The following is a 16,650-nucleotide window of genomic DNA, read 5'->3' on the forward strand; positions in this document are numbered from 1 at the left end:
CCTTTGTTTCCCAGGCAGAACCCCCCACAGAAACACTTCCACCCACCCCCGAATAAGCGTGGCTCAGCGGTTCCCTAAGCGAGGCTTAAAGGCGTTCTCTTGGGGGGCGGGGCGGCTTAGCGTTATCTGTGTCAGATCGAAGACACGGCGGAGGTGCACAGGCGGAGAGCAGAGCGAACGTCGGCTGAGGTTCCGACTGAGGTTCCTGATTGAGACAGGTTTCTGGCCCGCATGGCCCCGTAACCCCGCTCTGGGGCCGTGCGGGCCAGAAGTCTTTTCAAGCGCGGGGGAGTGCGCCCAGGAGCAGGAGGCGGAAGGCGTCGGCGGTGCCGGTGGCGGCGGTGTCGCCGGTGGCCAGGCGGCGGACCGCGAGGCCGTAGAGCATCGCGACGATCGCGGGGGCGTGGCGTTCGGCGTCCGGAATGCCGAGGGCGGTGAGGACGGCGGCGGCCAGGCGGTCGTAGGCCTCGACGGAGCGGATCGAGGTCTCGCGCAGGCCCGGGTCGCGGGCGGCGTGCAGATGGAGTTCGAGGTTGGCCACCTGCTCGGGGCCGTGCGCGAAGCCGATGACGGCCTTCTCGACCTCGTCGGGCGCCTCCGTCGGGGCCATGCCGGACTCGGCGAGGGTGTTGACGTAGGCGGTTATGCGGGCGATCTCCTCGTCCACGAACGTGTGCAGCGCCTCGCGGAGCAGGTCTTCCTGGGACGGGAAATGGTAGGTGAGGGAGCCGAGGGAGACGCCGGCCGCGCGGGCGACGGCCCGGTTGGTCATGGCGCCGATGCCCTGCTCGCCTATGACGCGCAGGGCGGCTCGGAGGATCTGGTCGCGGGCGCTCATCGCTGCACAGTCTTCCCTACGATCGGCTCGTTCTGTATCGTTCGTTCGAACGAACGATAGCGCGGGAGGCGGCGTGGTGCTGGGCGGGCTGGCCGGACAGGCGGAGGCGCTGGCGAGGGGAGAGGTGTCCTCCAGCGAGCTGGTCGAGGAGAGCCTGGCGAGCATCTGCCGGCAGGAGTCGCTCGGGGCGTTCCGGGTGGTGCGCGGAGAAGCGGCCGCGCGGGAGGCGCTGGACGCCGACAAGCGGCTGGCGGACGGGGAGCGGCTGCCGCTGCTCGGGGTGCCCGTCGCGATCAAGGACGATACGGATCTCGCGGGGGAGACGACGCCGTTCGCGGTCACCGGGGATCACCGGCCCGTGGCGCGGGACGGGGAGGTCGTGCGCAAGCTGCGGGCGGCGGGCGCCGTCATCGTGGGAAAGACGACGACGTGCGAGATCGGGCTGTGGCCCTTCAGTGAATCGCCCGGATTCGGGGTCGCCAGGAATCCGTGGAACCCCGACTACACGCCGGGCGGGTCGTCCGGTGGTTCGGCGGCGGCCGTGGCGGCGGGGATGGTCGCCGGGGCGGTCGGGTCCGACGGGGCCGGTTCGATCCGCATTCCGGCCGCGTGGACGGGACTGGTCGGCATCAAACCTCAGCGGGGACGCGTTTCCGGGTATCCGCTCACCGACCCGTTCAACGGGATCACCGTGTGGGGGCCGCTCGCCCGGAGCGTCGGGGACGCGGCACTGCTGCTCGATGTGCTGAGCGGGAGCCACCCGGAGGACGTGTATCAGATCGATCCCCCGGTGACGCCTTTCGCGGAGTTCGCGAAGAGGGAGCCCCGGAGGCTGCGCATCGCCGTTTCCTTCAGGACGGCGTTCGGGGTGAGCGGGAAGCTCGATCCGGAGATCCGCGGCGCGGTGGAAAGGCTCGGCAGGCGGCTCACCGACCTGGGGCACAAGGTCTTTCCCGCCGATCCCGACTACGGGCTCGTGGGGCTCGGGCTCATTCCGCGCGGGACGGCAGGGGTGGCCGACATGCTCGATGCCATGCCCAACCCCCGGCCGGAGCGGCGGACGGCGGTCGAGGCGCAGATCGGGCGGCTGGCGGGAAAGAGGCTCCTGCCGCTGGCGAAAAGGATGGATCCCTATCTGCGGAGGAAGATCGGGCGCATCTTCCAGGCGGCCGACGTGGTGCTGACTCCGACCACCGCGCAGCCGCCGTTGAAGGTGGGGGCCTTCGACGGGATCGGTTACCAGAAGACGCAGTCCGGTGTGGCGGCCGTGTGTCCCTATGCGTGGACATGGAATGTGCTCGGGTGGCCCGGCGTGAACGTTCCCGCGGGATTCACGAAGGCCGGCCTTCCGATCGGGGCGCAGCTCCTCGGGCATGATTCGGACGAGGCGACGCTCATTTCACTCGCCGCTCAGCTGGAGGCCGTCGAGGGGTGGGCCGAGAGGCGCCCATAGGCGCGCGGCGGGCCGCCGGTGCGGGGGTCCGAGCCGGTACCGGCGGCCCGCCGTGTCAGAAACCCGCGGTGTCAGTAGCCCGCGCCGGTGAGCATGCCGCCGTCGACCAGGACCTCGCTGCCGGTGCAGTAGGACGAGTCGTCCGAGGCCAGGTAGACCATCAGGCCCGACACCTCCTTGGACTTGCCCATGCGGCCGAGGGGGAGGGCCTTCAGGAAGGCGTCGGCGCTGTCGGCGGTGGCGGACACGACGTCGTCCTGGAGGGAGAGGGGAGTCAGGACGCCGCCGGGGTGAATGGAATTCACCCGGATCTCGTATTTGCCGAGTTCCCGGGCCGCGGACTTGGTGAGGCCGCGGACGCCGAACTTGCTGGCACTGTAGGCGGCCAGGCCGGACGCGCCGATGAAGCCCTCGGTGGACGACACGTTGATGATGGAGCCGCCGCCCGCCTCGCGCATCGCGGCGGTCACGGACTTCACGCCGAGCCATTGGCCGATCAGGTTCACGTCCAGGATCTGGCGGAACTCGTCGAGGGACATGTCCTCGATGGACTTGTGCCTGAGGATGCCGGCGTTGTTGACCAGGACGTTCAACGCGCCGAAGGCCGTCGTGGCGGTTTCGACGGCGTTGTGCCAGTCCTCTTCCCGGGCCACGTCCATACGGACGAACCGGGCGTCGCCGCCGAGTTCGGCGGCGAGTTTCGTGCCCTCCTCCTCCAGGACGTCGCCGAAGACCACCTTGGCGCCCTCGTCCAGGAACCGGCGGACGTGGGACTTGCCCATGCCGCGCGCACCACCGGTGATCAGCGCCACCTTGCCGTCCAGCTGACCCATCGAAGCTCCTCGTCGCCGTACCCGTTCCCGCCAACCTAGCGAACGCTTGTTTGACGCAACAAGTGGGGGATCACCTCGTGCGCAGGCCGTCGAAGAGCAGCGCGAGCATCCGGTCGGAGTACGCGCCCGGGTCGGGGTCCCGTTCCGACGCGACGCCGATGGCGTTGGTGATCCGCAGCAGGTCGCCCGGGTCGATCTCGGCGCGGATCGCGCCCGCCCGCTGCGCCCGGTCCAGCAGCCGCCCGAGGGCGTCGCAGATCGAGGCGGCCGCGTCGCCCAGCCCGGTGCCGGCCCACTCCGCCGACATGGCCTGGATGATCACGGTCGAGGTTCCGCGCGGTGTCGCCGCGCCCGCGAGATAGGTGCGCAGCCACCGCCCCAGCGCGGTCTCCGCATCGAGAGCCTCGGTCTCCACGCGGCCCGCTTCGGCCCCGGGGGCCTGCCCTTCGGCGCCGGCGCCCCGCGCCGGGCCGGGCAGCAGTTCGTCGGCGTGGGCGAGGAGCCCGTCGATCCGGTCTCGCAGGACGGCGTGAAGCAGGGCGTCGCGGGTGGGGAAGTGACGGTACAGCGTCCCGGAGCCGACGCCCGCACGCTTGGCGATGTCGTCGAGGGACGCGCCGGTGCCGTGCTCCATGAAGGCCGCCCGTGCCGTCGAGATCAGCCGCTCGTAGTTGCGGCGGGCGTCGGCCCGCATCGGCCGGGTGTCCATGGGCACCGTCCAGCGACGTAGCGGATGACCTGGGGTGTCTCCGCCTGCTTTCTCACGAGACTGCCATCTTCCAAGGGGAGGCGCTACCCGGTGAGAGCGTCCCGCGACAGCCGGTCGGCCCTGCGCGTGGTCTCCGGCAGGCGATATGCGGGTGTGAGATCGAGGACGTTGCGGCACGCCGTTTCGAGGTCGGTGCGATGCCCGACGGACACGAACACCGGCTTCACATCGTCGCGCGTTCGCAGCACCCGTCCCACGACCTCGCCGCCGTCCAGCAGGGGACCGGAGTCGCCCCGCCGCCGTCCCGGCTGCTCGTACGTGCCGACGAACGCGGTCTTGCCCACGCCGATCGCCGGCAGGCCCGTCAGGACGCCCAGATGGCAGGCCAGCCCGAACCGGCGCGGATGCGCGACGCCGAACCCGTCGCACACGAGCAGATCGGGCACGGTCTTCAGGTCGCGCAGCGCGTCCACGAGCGCGGGCAGCTCCCGGAACGCGAACAGGCCGGGCACGTAGGGGAACGCGGCCGTGCCGACGGCGACCGACTCCTCGACCACGTCCAGGCTCGTCCCGTCCAGGACGACCACGGCGGCGGCGAGGCGCGTCCCGGTGCCGCTCCCGTCGCCCGCGTAGGAGACGTCGAGCCCCGCGACCGTGCGCGGCCTCGCCGGGCCGGGGAGGCCGGTTTCGAGCATCGGACGCAGCCGGTCCTGGATCGCCTCGGCCTCCTGCACCGACGCCGGCGGGCCGTGCAGGTCGCGTACCTCCATGGACCGGCACGCTACCGCGGGCTCACGCCGAGCGGTCAGGACAGGGACGCGTAGACCGCCTCCGTCAGCCGGTAGGCGCGCAGGTCGCCGGACACCATGTCGCCCATCAGGTTCGGCAGGTAGGCGAGGGCGAGCCCGGCGTCGGGGTCGCCGAGCCCGATCGAGCCGCCCGCGCCGGTGTGCCCGAACGCCGACTCCCGGCCGGCCGCCGGGGTGAAGAACGTCTGGGCGGGACGCATGAAGCCGAGGCCGAACGAGCTGTCGATGAGCATGGTCCGGTCCGGTCCGGCGACCCTCGGGCGGATCGCGTCCCGCAGCGTCTCGGGGCGCAGGATCCGTCCCGCCACCAGGTCGCGGTAGAACGCGGCGAACGCGGGCGCGGTGGCGAGCATCCCGGCGGACGGCCAGCCCGCGCGCAGCACGACGGGGTTGTTGTAGCCGCCCTTGCCGGGGTGCGGGTTGTTGAGCGCCCGGTTCATGGTGCTCTGCGGGTCGGTGTAGGCGGTGGCCAGGCGTGTGAGGAGGTCGCCGTCGGTGGTCTTGGGGGCGTCGGCCCCGCCTTGGACGCGTCGTCCCGCCGTCATCTTCGCGGCGCGCTCGATCACGTCGTCGGGGGCGCCGATCCACAGATCGAGTCCGCCGGCGAACTCCTCCTCGACGAACGCGCCGACCGTCCTGCCCGACAGGCGCCGGACGATCTCGCCGGCCAGCCAGCCGTAGGTCAGCGCGTGGTAGCCGTGCGCCTCGCCGGGCGTCCACTCCGGCTTCTGGGCGGCCAGCTCGCCCGCGAGAGCCGCCGGGTCGGCCGCGTCGTCCGCCGATACCGGACGGGTGAACGCGGGCAGGCCGGCCTGGTGCGTCAGCAGGTGGGCGGCGGTGGCGCCCTCCTTGCCCTCGGCGCCGAACTCCGGCCACCAGTCCGTCACCGGGCCGTCCACCTCGTACGCTCCGCGCTCGGCGAGCAGGAGGGCCGCGGCGGCCGTCACCGCCTTGGTGCAGGAGAACCCGAAGCAGGGCGTGTCCGGCAGCCACGCGCGTCCGGTGCGGCGGTCGGCGACGCCGCCCCACAGGTCCACGACCTTGCGGTCGCCCGCGTAGACGGCGACGGCGGAGCCGAGCTCGCGCCCTTCGGCGAAGTTCTCCTCGAACACCTCGCGGACACCGGCGAACGCCGGATCGCAGTGACCCTGCACAGTGCTCATGCGCCATCCTCTCGACCGGGGAACCTCCATAGAATCACGTTCTAGGAATCCCCGGTGGGCGGCGCGGGGTTCAGAAACGGCTGAGGCGGCGGACGGGTTCGGTGACGTGGTCCGCGGCCCGCTGGGCGGGGCGGGCCCGGCCGAACTCCAGCGTCAGCAGGGCCGCGGCCAGCCAGGCGACGTCGAGCCAGGAGCGGAAGGCGACGTGGCGCGGCTTGTAGGACGGCCTGAACTTCTTGTCGAAGAGGTAGAGGGACTCGGCCGCGATCCAGGGGTCGAGGACGTGCAGGGCGAGGTGGCCGGCCTTCTCCAGGACGGTGCGCTCCTCGGCGGCCAGCAGCTCGCGGAACGCCGCGAAGTTCAGGGACACGACGGCGTGGCCGTGTTCTCCCGCGTACTCGATCATCTCGACGATCAGGCGCTCGTTGACGCCGTTCGGCCCGCCGGGGACTCGGCGCATCGCGTCCAGGCTGATGCCCTCGCCCGCCGTGGCGTACCGCTGGAACGCGATGGGCTCCTTGTCCTCGTCGTAGGCCACCGCGACGATCGCTCCCGGGTGGTGGCCGGTGAGGAGTTCGTCGAGGTTCATGGCGAATCCCCGCTCGGCCGCGCCGCCCAGGGAGCGGGACGCGACGTCCAGCAGCCGCTCGCGCAGCCCGGGACCGAGTTCCCGCTCCGGGACGATGCGGGTCGTGACGCCCGCGTTGGCGGTGCGCTTGACCGCCTGGCGGACGTTGCGCATCTGCCGTCCGGACAGGCTGAACTCGCCGGGGCGGACGACCACCTCGTCGCCGAAGCCGATCGAGTGGAGCCGGCCCCACAGGGGCAGGAGATCGTCGCTCGCGCCGAGGACGGCCGGCCGCCAGCCGGTCTTGCGGCACTGGGCGAGGAACGACCTGACCACGTCCGCGTGCGAGGCGGGGTCGCCGATCGGGTCGCCGCCCGCCACCGCGACGCCGAACAGCACCCGGTAGCCGATCGCGGCGCGCCCGTCCGCGCTGAACACGTACGCCTTGTCGCGCCGCAGGGCGAACGGGGCCAGGGTGTCCGAGCCGGGATGCGCGACGAGGCTCGCGACGCGGCGGCGCTCCACCTCGTCGCCGGGCGGTGGCGCCGGGTCCGGGGCGAGGAGCATGATCACCAGGACGAGGAGCCCGGCGGCGCCCGCGAGGCCCAGGACGTTCGGCAGCCAGGACGCGCCGTCCATGGGCGCGCCGGTCGCGCCGAGCCCTCCGGCCACCTGGCCGACCGACCTGACCGACACGCCGCCGAACAGCAGCGAGCCGGCGACCGCGACGATGACCAGGAGCGCCCCGGTCTTCACCGCCGCGCGGACGCGTTCGGGATGCGGGCGGACGGGGAACCGGCCGCGCTCCAGCCACAGGCCCGCGAGGACGGCGGCTAGCAGCGGCACCCGCCACGGCTCGCCGCCGCCGGCGAGGGCGGACAGCAGTCCGAGGAGGACCAGGAGCACGAGGCCGTACCAGGCGGCGCGGCGGCGCAGCAGCACGCCGCGGGCGACGAGCGCGAGGGCCAGGCCGAGGGCCACGGCGTGGGCGGGGGCGTACGGGCCGCCCGTGACGAGGACGCCCGGCCGGCCGAGCCACGGCGGAGGCGGCGACAGCGCCGCCGCCGTGATCATGACGGCGGCGAGCATCGTGGCGAGCGCGAGCGGCCACACGGGCCGGTCCGGCCTGATGACCGGATTCCTCCGCGGGGCGTCATCGCCCCACGACGAACCACCTGTGCGCACGAGGGACACCTCCGCTTGGCCCACGTCGTCCGGATACCCCTTGAGACGCCGACGTGGTGCACTGCGCACGGACGTCCCGTCCCGAACGGCCATACCCGGCCACGGCCTTTCGATGTCATCGGCCGATGCGGGCGGCGGCGGCTTGAACACGGTTAGTCTCGTGGTGATGAAGAGGTTGCTGCTCGTCCACCACACTCCGTCGCCGTCCGTGCAGGCGATGTTCGAAGCGGTGCGCGCCGGGGCGTCCACCGACGAGGTCGAGGGCGTGGAGGTGGTTTCGCGTCCGGCGCTGACGGCGTCCGCCGTGGACGTGCTGGAGGCGGACGGTTATCTCCTGGGGTCGCCGGTGAACCTCGGCTATCTCTCCGGGGCGCTCAAGCATTTCTTCGACCAGGTCTACTACCCGTGCCTGGAGGAGACCGTCCGGCGCCCGTACGGGGCGTTCCTCCATGGCAACAATGACGCGACCGGTGCGCTGCGCGGCCTCGAGTCGATCACGACAGGGCTGAAGTGGAAGGCCGTCCAGCCGCCCGTGGTCGTCATCGGCGAGCCCGCCAAGGCCGACCTGGAGGCGTGCTGGGAGCTCGGCGCGATCACGGCCGCCGAACTGGGCGGCGTCTGAGCCGCGCGATATCCGATCGGGCACGGCGTGTTCGGGGTGCGTCCGATCCGGTGGCGTCGGCGATAGCGTGCCGGCATGAGTGGTTTCCGGCATGTGGTGATGTTCAGGTGGGCCGAGGGGACGACGACCGGCCAGCAGGACGAGGTCGCGGCGAAGCTGGGCGAGCTGCCCGGCGTCATCGAGGAGATCCGGGAGTACAGCCTCGGCGTGGACGCGGGCGTGAACCCCGGCGCCTACGACTTCGTCGTGGTCGCGGACTTCGCCGGCCGCGACGCCTATCTGGCCTACCGCGACCATCCGTCGCACCGCGCGGTGGTCGAGCAGTACATCACGCCGATCGTGGCGGAGCGCGCGTCCATCCAGTACGAGCATCCAGCACGAGGCGTAGACGGGACGTGACACGCCGAGGCGAAACCGAGCAAGCGCTTGTGTCTAGAACAGGTTTCAGTTATTTTCGCCTTGACGCCCTCCGGGGACGGATCGCGCCCCGTTCCCGGTGGGCGGCGTTCTTGACACGGGAGGACCCGCTCACCCCCGGCTCCGCAGGCTCATGATCTCGTCGCGGAGCTGCTGCGGGGACGGCGCTTCCAGGAGCCGCGGGCCGTAGCGCAGCGGCACCATGGCCCACCAGGACCCGGTGGCCTCGCCGAACCAGACGCGCACCCCCGGAAACTGCGCCTGCAGGCCGCGCGCCGTCGCGGCGCGCATGGCTTCGGGTGTGGGCTCATCGCGACCGGCGGCACCGTCCTCAGGCGTCATGTCGGCCTCCCCCCGAGAACCTCATACGTACCAGCGTCCCCACGGGCCAAAGCGTCACCCCTACTCGGCAAATTGTGACTACGCCCACTATGGGGGTTAGGGCACGTACACAGTGGGATACCGCGCCGGATGTCCTTCAACGGATGTATTCGACGGGCCGAAATTCCCCTTGACGGAGACCTCCACGGCCGGGCGCGCGCGCGTCCGGCGGACGATCGACCGGCTCGCGCCGGGCGCCCCACACATCGCGGTCGCGCCGTCCTACATGGCCACAGATCAGTGGAGGTTGATGCCGTCGAACATCACCTTGAGGTAGTGCTCGGCGAGACCCTGGGCGTTCAGGCCCCCTCCCGGCTTGAACCAGCGCACCGCGACCCAGATGGTGTCGCGGATCATACGGTAGGTGAGCTTCGGGTCGAGGTCGTCGCGGAAGAGCCCGTCCTTCTGGCCCGCGCTCAGGGTGTCCACCCACATCTTCTCGACCTCGTCCTCGGACTTGGTCAAGTAGGAGAAGCGGTCCATGCCCCGGAGGTAGTTCCAGTCGTTCTGCATCACCGTGATCGCGGCGCGGTGCGGCTCCAGAGAGCCGAACGCGACACGGACGAGGCCGGCGATGGTGTCGCGCGGGTTCCCGCTCTCGTCCAGCACCGCCTGGTACGCCGACATGACCTCGTTGAAGAAGCTCGCGAGAATCTCGTCGACGATCGACTCCTTGGAGTCGAAGTGGTGGTAGAGACTGCCGGAGAGAATGCCCGCCTCATCGGCGATGTTGCGGACCGTGGTGGCCTGGAACCCCTTCTCGGCGAACAGTTCCGCGGCCAGCCTGACCAGGTGCTCGCGCCGCTGCGACGCCAGGGCGGCGGACCCCTTGCCGCGGCGGCGGGCTCCGCCCGCACCGCCCGCACGGGTTCCGGATCCGGAATTGGCGCTCGTGGTCGTCACCCTCTCATTATGCCGTCTCGCCCAACCGCTTGCTCGGCAGCCCGCACCAGAGTACGACGGGCAACAAGCGCTTGCTAAGTTCCGCGCCCACATATCCCGCATAGGCTCGGGACATGCCCGATGTGATCGTTTTCGACCTGTACGGAGTGATCGCCCGCACCCAGTCCCCGGAGGCGGTGCGGCGGATCGAGGAGATCGCCGGCGATCCCGGCCCCGCGTTCTGGGACGCCTACTGGTCCTGCCGCCCCGCCTATGACGCGGGCCAGGAGAGCACCGCCTACTGGGCCGAGGTCGCGCGCCTGCTCGGCACCGCGCTGCCCGACGTCCCCGCCCTCGTCGAAGCCGATCTGGACAGTTGGACGGACGTCGACGACACCATGGTCGCCCTCGTCCACGAACTCGCCGACGAGGGCCGCACGCTCGGGCTCCTGTCCAACATCATCAGCGACCTGGTGCCCCGCTTCGAGGCCCGCCACGGCGACTGGCTCTCCCGCTTCGACACGCTCACCTACTCCTGCCGCATCGGTGTCGCCAAGCCCGACCCGCGCGCCTACGAGATCTGCGCGGGCGACCTCGGCGTCGACCCCGCCGACGTCATCTTCTTCGACGACACCGAACGCAACGTCCTGGGCGCCCGGGAAACCGGCATGCGCGCCGAACTCTTCACCTCCCCCGACCAGGTCCGCACCCTCGTCGCTTGACCCTGCCCCTGACCCGGACCCGACCGCCGGGGAGTCGTCCAGGACGAGGGCGGTGGCGCCGCGCCGGGCGGGGCGCCACCGCTCTCCGGGTCAGTCGAGCGACTCCATGGTCTCGAGTTCCACGCCGCTGCCCAGCATGGCCACCTGCGCCTGGCTCAGCGCTCCCTGGAAGGCCCACACGTCGTCGACGGCTCCCTGCCAGTACTCGGGGGCGCCGATCGCGGACCGCCCGACCTGGAGGGCGCCCCTGGCGTCGAACGCGCCCACATCGTGCTTCACCGACCCGGCCGCCTCGACCTGGCCGTTGACGTAGAGGCTCATCGTCCGGGCCGGGCCGTCATAGACGACGGCGACGTGGTCCCAGGACCGCGTGGACCCGGTGTGCTCCGCGACGGTGGTCCGCGCGCCGGGGTCGTCGGCGTCGGCCATCACCAGTTGCCAGCCGAACCCGGGCTCGGTGCCCGGCTGGGACCTGACCGCGAACCGGTTGGCGTTCTCACCCGGCAGCGAGAGCAGCGTCGCGGCTCCGGCCGGCCGCTGTTCCGTGTTCACCCACGTGGAGACCGTGAAGCTGTCGTCGCTGCGGAAGACCGGGCCCGCCGTCTCCGCGTAGGCTCCGGCGCCGTCCAGCAGCAGCCCCGCCGGTGAGGCCCAGCCACGGAATCCGGCGCCGGGATCGATGGCGGCGCCGCCCCGCAGGGTCATGTCGTTGCCGAACGCGGAGTCGTCGGCCCCGTCGGTGTTGTACTTCCAGCGTCCGTGCACCCACTTGGGGACCCTCGGGAGTTCAGCGGCCTCCCCCGGGACGATCATCCGGTCGTACACCCCGACCTCGTCGAGGTCGCCATGGAACTCGTGCGTCCGCGGCCGGGCGCCCGTGCCGATCCGCAGGGAGCCCTCCGCGTTCCATGCCGGGTCACCGGCGTCGGCGTCGGACGCGAGCGTGCCGTTCACGTAGAGCCGGAGCCGGTCGAGCGTCGCGTCGTACACACCGGCGAGGTGGTTCCAGACACCGGGGTGGACGGGCTGCTCGGCGGCCGCCTGAGCGGTCGCCGCGTCGAGGGAGTCGGAGGCCGACTTCACGAAGGCCCAGTGCCCGCCGAGCGACTGGAGCGCGAACGCGTTCCGCCGGCTCCCCGTCGCGGCGATGACCACCGAGTCCCCGTCCCGGGACGGCTTGGCCCAGGCGGTCATGGTGAAACTCTCGCTCGTGTCCACCTGCGGCCGGGCGAACGCGAAACCGCCCGTGAAGCGCGCCGCCGTCCCGAGGCGCCCGGAGGCACCGGTGGCGACTTGCCCGACCACCCGTGCGGTGACGGGATCCTCACCCTCTCTCGTCTCGGCGGCGAGCCGGCCGGCCCCGGCGGGCTCGTCGAGCTTCCAGTGCGCCTTCGGGGCGGTGCCGGCGTTCACCCGGAACTCGTACGTGGTTCCCGGGCTGTTCTCCCCGGCCGGGCCGAAGGACTGCACGTACAAGATGTTGGGCCCGCTGCGCTGGGGCGCGATCGGCACGGTGACCGGCGCTCCGTCCTGCGTCGGAAGGTCGTACTGCCGCTCGCCGTTGACCGACACCTCGTACCGGACCGCTTGCCCGCTCGGGTCCGCGAACGTGAAGTCTCCGTACTCGCCGAGGCCGTCGTGCCATGTGCCGTCGTCCGGGTAATCGGCCGAGGTGACCTCGGGCGCCGGAAGCACGACCTGGGCCCATGCCGCTCCGGCGTTCCCCGCGATGACCATGGGCGCCGCCAGCGCGAAGGCGGCGAGCAGCACCTGGATTGCTTGACGTGGACGCATCCACACCTCCTGTGTACGGCATGCGGCGCGGCGGGGAGGGCCGCCATTCATGCCGATCCGGCATTGAGAGCGGCGATTTTGTCAGCGGGCGGGGCGTTTCGGGGGTGCGGCGAGGTCACGATCTTGACAAGTGCGGGTGGCGGGGAGGCAGCCGGCTACGGCGGCCGTGGCCAGCAGCAGGGCCGCGATCGCGGTGAAGGCGTGGCCGTATGTGGTCGCCAGGTCTGTGGAGCGCCCGGACACGGCCACGAGGGCGGCCAGGCCCAGGGCGGCTCCCGCCTGTTTCGTGGTGTTCATGAGGCCGGACGCCGCGCCGGCGTCGTGGGCGGGGATGCCCGAGGTGACGGCGTTGGTGATCGGGGTGTTGAGGAGGCCGCCGCCGGCGGAGATCAGGACCGCCGGGCCGAGGACGGCGGTGAGGTAGTCGTCGCCGGGGGCCAGGCGGCTCTGCCAGAGGAAGCCCGCGGCGGCGATGAGGGAACCGGTGACGATCAGGAGGCGGTCGCTCGCGAGCTTCATCAGGCGGGGAGTGACGCGCAGGGCGACGGCCATGGTCAGGACGGTGTGCGGGAGGAACCCGAGGCCGGTCTGGAGGGCGTCGAAATGCAGGACGTTCTGCATGGACAGGGTCAGGAAGTACCACATCGGGTTGAGGCAGGCTCCGGCGAGCAGCATCGCGACGTTCCCGACGGCCACCGTGCGGATGCGGAGGAGCCGCAAGGGGAGCAGCGGTGTCCGTGCCCTGGACTGCAGGACGGTGAAGGCGGCCAGGGCGGCCGTGCCGCAGGCGAGGGCGAGGACGTCCCAGTCCTGGGAGATGCCGAAGGTGAGGGACGCGACGCCGGCGGTCGCGAGGACGGCTCCCGAGAGGTCCAGGCGCCGGCCGGTGTCCCTCCGGTCCGGCAGGAGGCGGGTCGCGAGGAGGGCCGCCGCGCCGACCGGGACGTTGATCAGCAGGATCCAGCGCCAGGACAGGGCGTCGGTGAGGAGCCCGCCGATGAGGTTGCCCGCGGTTCCTCCGGCGAGGCCCACCGCCGTCCAGGCGGCCAGGGCGCGGGGGCGGAGGTCCTCGTCGAAGGTGGTGGTGAGGACGGTCAGCGTGGCGGGGGCGAGGACGGCGGCGCCGAGGCCCTGGAGGGCGCGGGCCGCGATGAGGGTCCAGGGGTCGGCGGCGAGCCCGCCCGCGAGGCTGGCGAGGGTGAAGAGGGCCAGTCCGGCGACGACGGTGCGCCGGAGGCCGTAGAGGTCGGCGAGGCGGCCTCCGAGCAGGAGGAGGCCCGCGAACGCCAGCGCGTAGGCGTTCACGATCCATTGCAGGTCGGCCGGGGCGAAGCGCAGGTCCGCCTGGATGGACGGCAGAGCGACGTTCACGACGGAGACGTCCAGCACGACCATGAACTGCGCGGCGCACGCCAGGGCGAGCACCAGCCGGTGGCGCGGTGTCATCCCACCCCTTGATGGTACGGCTGTATCATTATGATACGTGTGTATCACACAGGGTGGGAGAGGATCGAACCGTGCCGAGAACCGCCGACCACGGCGCACGCCGCGCGCAGATCATCGACGGGCTCGTCCGGGTGGCCGGGCGGGACGGGCTGCACGCCGTCACGATGCGGTCGGTGGCCGCGGACGCCGGGGTGTCGCTGCGCCTGGTCCAGTACTACTTCGAGAGCAAGGCTCAGCTCATGAACGCGGCGCTGGAGCGGCTCGAACGGCGGAGCCACGAGCGGTGGGCGGCGCGGCTGGAGGGGCTGGAGGACCCGTCGGCGCGCGAGGTGGTCGAGGCGCTCGTCGCGGAGGCGCTGCCCACCGATCCCGAGAGCCGCGTCTTCCACCAGGTCTGGACGTCCTATGCCGTCCTGGCCATGACCGACCCGTCGATGGCGGCGCAGCCGTTCGTGGAGGGCCCCGACCGCCTGGAGCGGCAGATCGCGCGGGTCCTCGCCGAGGCCGGGGTGGCAGGAGATCCGGAGGCGGAGGCGGCGCGGCTGCTCGCGCTCGCGCACGGGCTCGGGACGAGCGTGCTGGTGGGACGGCGGAGCCCCGAATCGGCGATGGCCATCCTGCGCCGCCACCTCGACGAGCTCTTCTGACGCGCCCGCATGGCCGGGCGTGTTTCGGGCAGGGGTGCACTGGTCAAATAACTGGACCAGCTATCTAATAGAGCCACGCGTCCCCCGGGGGTGGCCATGCGCGCACGTCAGTCCGAACGTCCTGTGGCGCGCCGTGCCGCGCCGCGGCTGCTCCTCGACCTCTGGCTCATCGCGAGGCCCGCGATCTGGCTGGTGTCGCTCATCCCCTTCTACGTCGGTCACCTGCTCGCGACGCGGTGGCTCATCGCGGGGCAGGACGCCTGCGTCCCGCCCACCGGCGCGTGCCCGGCGGAACTGGCGCCCGTGCTGACCGGGCTGGTGGTGTGGGGGCCGCTGGTGTGGCTGGCGGTCCTCGCCGTCAACGACGCGTTCGACCTGGACGGCGACGTGCGCAACCCGCGCAAGGACGGCGCGCCGCTCGTCCAGGGGCGGCTGAGCGTGCGCGGCGCGGCGGTCGCCGCGCACGTGACGGCGGCGGCCGCGCTGCTCGTCGCGCTCACGGTGCGGCCCGCGTTCGCACTGGTCACGCTGGGGTTCCTCGTGCTCGGCTGGCTGTACAGCGTGCCCCCGGCCAGGCTGAAGGACCGGCCCGGGTTCGACGTCGCGACCAACGCGCTCGGCGTCGGCGCGCTCGCGGTGCTGGCCGGCTGGACGGTCGTCCGGCCGATCGAGGGCTTCCCCTGGATCATGGCGGTGGAGGGCGTCCTCGTCGCCACCGCCCTCTACATCCCGACGACCGTCACCGACTACCGGGCCGACGTCGCCAGCGGGTACACGACCATCGCCGTCAGGCTCGGCCCGCGCGGCGCGTACCGGATCGGGCTCGCCGCGTGGACGGCCTCATGCCTCATCGCCGTCGTCCTGGCCGCGACCGGGCATGTCTTCCCGCACCGGACGCTGTGGGTGCAGGCCGCCTTCGCGCCCCTGCTCGTCTGGCTCTACCACCGGTTCCTCGGACGGGCCCGCGAACCCGGGGAGGTCCTGCACGGCATCATCGTCGTGAGCTGGGTGTTCCTCGTCCCCTACCTGGTGTTCGCCCTCATGTACACGGGCGTCCTCTAGGGCGGGGGAGGGAGCTCGCCGCCCGCCTCCGCCGCCTTCGCCAGGCGCTCGCGCAGGGTCCGCAGCAGCTCGTCGCCCTGCTCGGTCAGCCGCTCGATCGCGGGAAGCGCCAGATCGTCGCGGACGGTGTCGGCGAGCAGCTCGTCGTACTCGTGCGCCTTCTCCGCGATGGCCTCCAGGTGGCGCTGGGCGCGCAGCACCTCGTCCGCCGACCTGGCGCGCTCGGCGTAGCGTTCCAGCGCCTCGACGCGGCGCGTCACCGCCTCGACCGACAGGTCGAGCTTGTCGCGCAGCGGCCGCAGCGCCGCCTCGACCTCGGGGATCGCCGCGGCGCCGGCGCTCATCTCCTCGTGCTCGGCGCGCAGCCTCGACTGCTTCGCCAGGACCTGCGCGATCTCCCATTCCTGCCGCGGCAGCGTGACCGCGTTGTCGACGGCGTCCAGCAGCCCCTGCCGGTTGACCTCCGAGTCGCGGACGGCGTCGACCGCGGCCTGGACGCGCCCCAGCATCGCGCGGCCCTCGTCGTCGAAGTCCTGCGGGGTGAGGTAGCGGTCGCGGCGCCGTTCCAGCTCGCGGGCGCGGCGCAGGTCGAGCGAGACCGACGGGGTGCCGAGCGCGACCAGCACCGCGAGCATCCCGAGGCCGACCAGCCACAGCGAGCCGAGCAGCGGGGAACCGAGCAGGCCGAGGGCCAGGACCGACAGCGGCGCCAGCCACAGCAGCGGCCGCCGGCGCGCGACGATCGTGTCGAGGTCGGCGCGCAGTGCCGGATCGGCGACCGGGCGCGGCTCGGCGGGCGAGCCGTCCTCGGGGGCGCGGGGCGGCGCGATCCGCGTCCAGGGAGTGGACACGTGCGTCTCGAACGCGAAGTCGGTCGGCGCGATCTCGATCTCGGTGGGACCCGGGGGCAGCGGCCACGAGCCCACGGGGTCGCCCCCGCCGGGGCCGGCGAAGCGCACCCACCAGCCGCCCTTGCCGTCGTCGCATCGGTAACGGCCCGGGGCCACGTCGATACCGACGAAAAACGTTCCGATCCCCGGTATGGAATCGTTCCACGCGCCACTGGTCACCGGCGACCTCCGACCCGTTTCCTCCGCCGTGCCCCCTCGCCCCGCCGGG

At 72.1% G+C, this 16,650-nt stretch carries 17 protein-coding genes; 6 read left to right on the plus strand and 11 right to left on the minus strand.

Annotated features, from left to right (window positions below; translation table 11 throughout):
- Positions 1–277: 277 nt before the first annotated feature.
- A complete protein-coding gene (locus tag E1285_RS25435; RefSeq protein WP_132156290.1) occupies positions 278–838 on the minus strand; it encodes a TetR/AcrR family transcriptional regulator in 561 nt (186 codons plus the stop codon).
- A 73-nt stretch (positions 839–911) separates the two neighbouring features.
- On the opposite strand from E1285_RS25435, the gene E1285_RS25440 reads away from it, so the two are divergent.
- Complete coding sequence (locus E1285_RS25440) at positions 912–2,291, plus strand: amidase (protein ID WP_132156291.1); 1,380 nt, start codon at positions 912–914, stop codon at positions 2,289–2,291.
- A gap of 71 nt (positions 2,292–2,362) precedes the next feature.
- Here E1285_RS25440 and E1285_RS25445 read toward each other — a convergent pair whose 3' ends face one another.
- The 5 genes from E1285_RS25445 to E1285_RS25465 all read right to left on the minus strand — a co-directional run bounded on the left by E1285_RS25445 (position 2,363) and on the right by E1285_RS25465 (position 7,558).
- Complete coding sequence (locus E1285_RS25445; RefSeq protein ID WP_132156293.1) at positions 2,363–3,124, minus strand: glucose 1-dehydrogenase; 762 nt, start codon at positions 3,122–3,124, stop codon at positions 2,363–2,365.
- A 70-nt stretch (positions 3,125–3,194) separates the two neighbouring features.
- Positions 3,195–3,833 (minus strand): helix-turn-helix domain-containing protein, encoded by a 639-nt coding sequence (locus E1285_RS25450; protein ID WP_207946813.1) that lies wholly within the window; start codon positions 3,831–3,833, stop codon positions 3,195–3,197.
- An 83-nt stretch (positions 3,834–3,916) separates the two neighbouring features.
- Positions 3,917–4,603, minus strand: coding sequence for an endonuclease V (locus tag E1285_RS25455; protein WP_132156295.1), 687 nt, complete (start codon positions 4,601–4,603; stop codon positions 3,917–3,919).
- A gap of 35 nt (positions 4,604–4,638) precedes the next feature.
- A complete protein-coding gene (locus E1285_RS25460; protein WP_132156297.1) occupies positions 4,639–5,805 on the minus strand; it encodes a serine hydrolase domain-containing protein in 1,167 nt (388 codons plus the stop codon).
- 70 nt (positions 5,806–5,875) lie between these two features.
- A complete protein-coding gene (locus E1285_RS25465; RefSeq protein ID WP_132156299.1) occupies positions 5,876–7,558 on the minus strand; it encodes a DUF2156 domain-containing protein in 1,683 nt (560 codons plus the stop codon).
- Between the two features lie 166 nt (positions 7,559–7,724).
- Between E1285_RS25465 and E1285_RS25470 the strand changes: the two genes are divergently transcribed.
- The gene (locus tag E1285_RS25470) at positions 7,725–8,180 is read left to right on the plus strand and encodes an NAD(P)H-dependent oxidoreductase (protein WP_132156301.1); all 456 of its coding nucleotides are present in this window, start codon (positions 7,725–7,727) and stop codon (positions 8,178–8,180) included.
- Positions 8,181–8,255: 75 nt separating this feature from the next.
- The gene (locus E1285_RS25475) at positions 8,256–8,579 is read left to right on the plus strand and encodes a Dabb family protein (RefSeq protein WP_132156303.1); all 324 of its coding nucleotides are present in this window, start codon (positions 8,256–8,258) and stop codon (positions 8,577–8,579) included.
- 129 nt (positions 8,580–8,708) lie between these two features.
- Here E1285_RS25475 and E1285_RS25480 read toward each other — a convergent pair whose 3' ends face one another.
- Positions 8,709–8,939 (minus strand): hypothetical protein, encoded by a 231-nt coding sequence (locus E1285_RS25480; protein WP_132156305.1) that lies wholly within the window; start codon positions 8,937–8,939, stop codon positions 8,709–8,711.
- A 276-nt stretch (positions 8,940–9,215) separates the two neighbouring features.
- Positions 9,216–9,881 carry a TetR/AcrR family transcriptional regulator gene (locus E1285_RS25485; RefSeq protein WP_243723042.1) on the minus strand — a complete coding sequence of 222 codons (666 nt, stop codon included), beginning with the start codon at positions 9,879–9,881 and terminating at the stop codon, positions 9,216–9,218.
- 113 nt (positions 9,882–9,994) lie between these two features.
- Between E1285_RS25485 and E1285_RS25490 the strand changes: the two genes are divergently transcribed.
- Positions 9,995–10,582: an HAD family phosphatase gene (locus tag E1285_RS25490; protein ID WP_132156307.1), complete on the plus strand. Its 588-nt coding sequence runs from the start codon at positions 9,995–9,997 to the stop codon at positions 10,580–10,582.
- 90 nt (positions 10,583–10,672) lie between these two features.
- On the opposite strand, the gene E1285_RS25495 is transcribed toward E1285_RS25490, so the two are convergent.
- Positions 10,673–12,376, minus strand: a complete 1,704-nt coding sequence (locus tag E1285_RS25495) for a LamG domain-containing protein (RefSeq protein WP_165966757.1) — start codon at positions 12,374–12,376, stop codon at positions 10,673–10,675.
- 81 nt (positions 12,377–12,457) lie between these two features.
- A complete protein-coding gene (locus tag E1285_RS25500; RefSeq protein WP_132156311.1) occupies positions 12,458–13,822 on the minus strand; it encodes an MFS transporter in 1,365 nt (454 codons plus the stop codon).
- Positions 13,823–13,893: 71 nt separating this feature from the next.
- Between E1285_RS25500 and E1285_RS25505 the strand changes: the two genes are divergently transcribed.
- The gene (locus tag E1285_RS25505; RefSeq protein ID WP_132156313.1) at positions 13,894–14,469 is read left to right on the plus strand and encodes a TetR/AcrR family transcriptional regulator; all 576 of its coding nucleotides are present in this window, start codon (positions 13,894–13,896) and stop codon (positions 14,467–14,469) included.
- Between the two features lie 96 nt (positions 14,470–14,565).
- Positions 14,566–15,531 carry a UbiA family prenyltransferase gene (locus tag E1285_RS25510; RefSeq protein WP_132156315.1) on the plus strand — a complete coding sequence of 322 codons (966 nt, stop codon included), beginning with the start codon at positions 14,566–14,568 and terminating at the stop codon, positions 15,529–15,531.
- Here E1285_RS25510 and E1285_RS25515 read toward each other — a convergent pair.
- Positions 15,528–16,538, minus strand: a complete 1,011-nt coding sequence (locus tag E1285_RS25515; RefSeq protein ID WP_243723043.1) for a hypothetical protein — start codon at positions 16,536–16,538, stop codon at positions 15,528–15,530. The genes E1285_RS25510 and E1285_RS25515 overlap by 4 nt on opposite strands.
- Positions 16,539–16,650: the final 112 nt, after the last annotated feature.

Source organism: Actinomadura sp. 7K507 (genome assembly GCF_004348425.1).
Taxonomy (GTDB): domain Bacteria; phylum Actinomycetota; class Actinomycetes; order Streptosporangiales; family Streptosporangiaceae; genus Spirillospora.

Bases quoted from the DNA above. Each gene is read 5' to 3' on its own strand.
- E1285_RS25435 (WP_132156290.1), bottom strand. From the start codon at position 838: ATGAGCGCCCGCGACCAGATCCTCCGAGCCGCCCTGCGCGTCATAGGC.
- E1285_RS25445 (WP_132156293.1), bottom strand. From the start codon at position 3,124: ATGGGTCAGCTGGACGGCAAGGTGGCGCTGATCACCGGTGGTGCGCGC.
- E1285_RS25450 (WP_207946813.1), bottom strand. From the start codon at position 3,833: ATGGACACCCGGCCGATGCGGGCCGACGCCCGCCGCAACTACGAGCGG.
- E1285_RS25455 (WP_132156295.1), bottom strand. From the start codon at position 4,603: ATGGAGGTACGCGACCTGCACGGCCCGCCGGCGTCGGTGCAGGAGGCC.
- E1285_RS25460 (WP_132156297.1), bottom strand. From the start codon at position 5,805: ATGAGCACTGTGCAGGGTCACTGCGATCCGGCGTTCGCCGGTGTCCGC.
- E1285_RS25470 (WP_132156301.1), top strand. From the start codon at position 7,725: ATGAAGAGGTTGCTGCTCGTCCACCACACTCCGTCGCCGTCCGTGCAG.
- E1285_RS25475 (WP_132156303.1), top strand. From the start codon at position 8,256: ATGAGTGGTTTCCGGCATGTGGTGATGTTCAGGTGGGCCGAGGGGACG.
- E1285_RS25480 (WP_132156305.1), bottom strand. From the start codon at position 8,939: ATGACGCCTGAGGACGGTGCCGCCGGTCGCGATGAGCCCACACCCGAA.
- E1285_RS25490 (WP_132156307.1), top strand. From the start codon at position 9,995: ATGCCCGATGTGATCGTTTTCGACCTGTACGGAGTGATCGCCCGCACC.
- E1285_RS25495 (WP_165966757.1), bottom strand. From the start codon at position 12,376: ATGCGTCCACGTCAAGCAATCCAGGTGCTGCTCGCCGCCTTCGCGCTG.
- E1285_RS25500 (WP_132156311.1), bottom strand. From the start codon at position 13,822: ATGACACCGCGCCACCGGCTGGTGCTCGCCCTGGCGTGCGCCGCGCAG.
- E1285_RS25510 (WP_132156315.1), top strand. From the start codon at position 14,566: ATGCGCGCACGTCAGTCCGAACGTCCTGTGGCGCGCCGTGCCGCGCCG.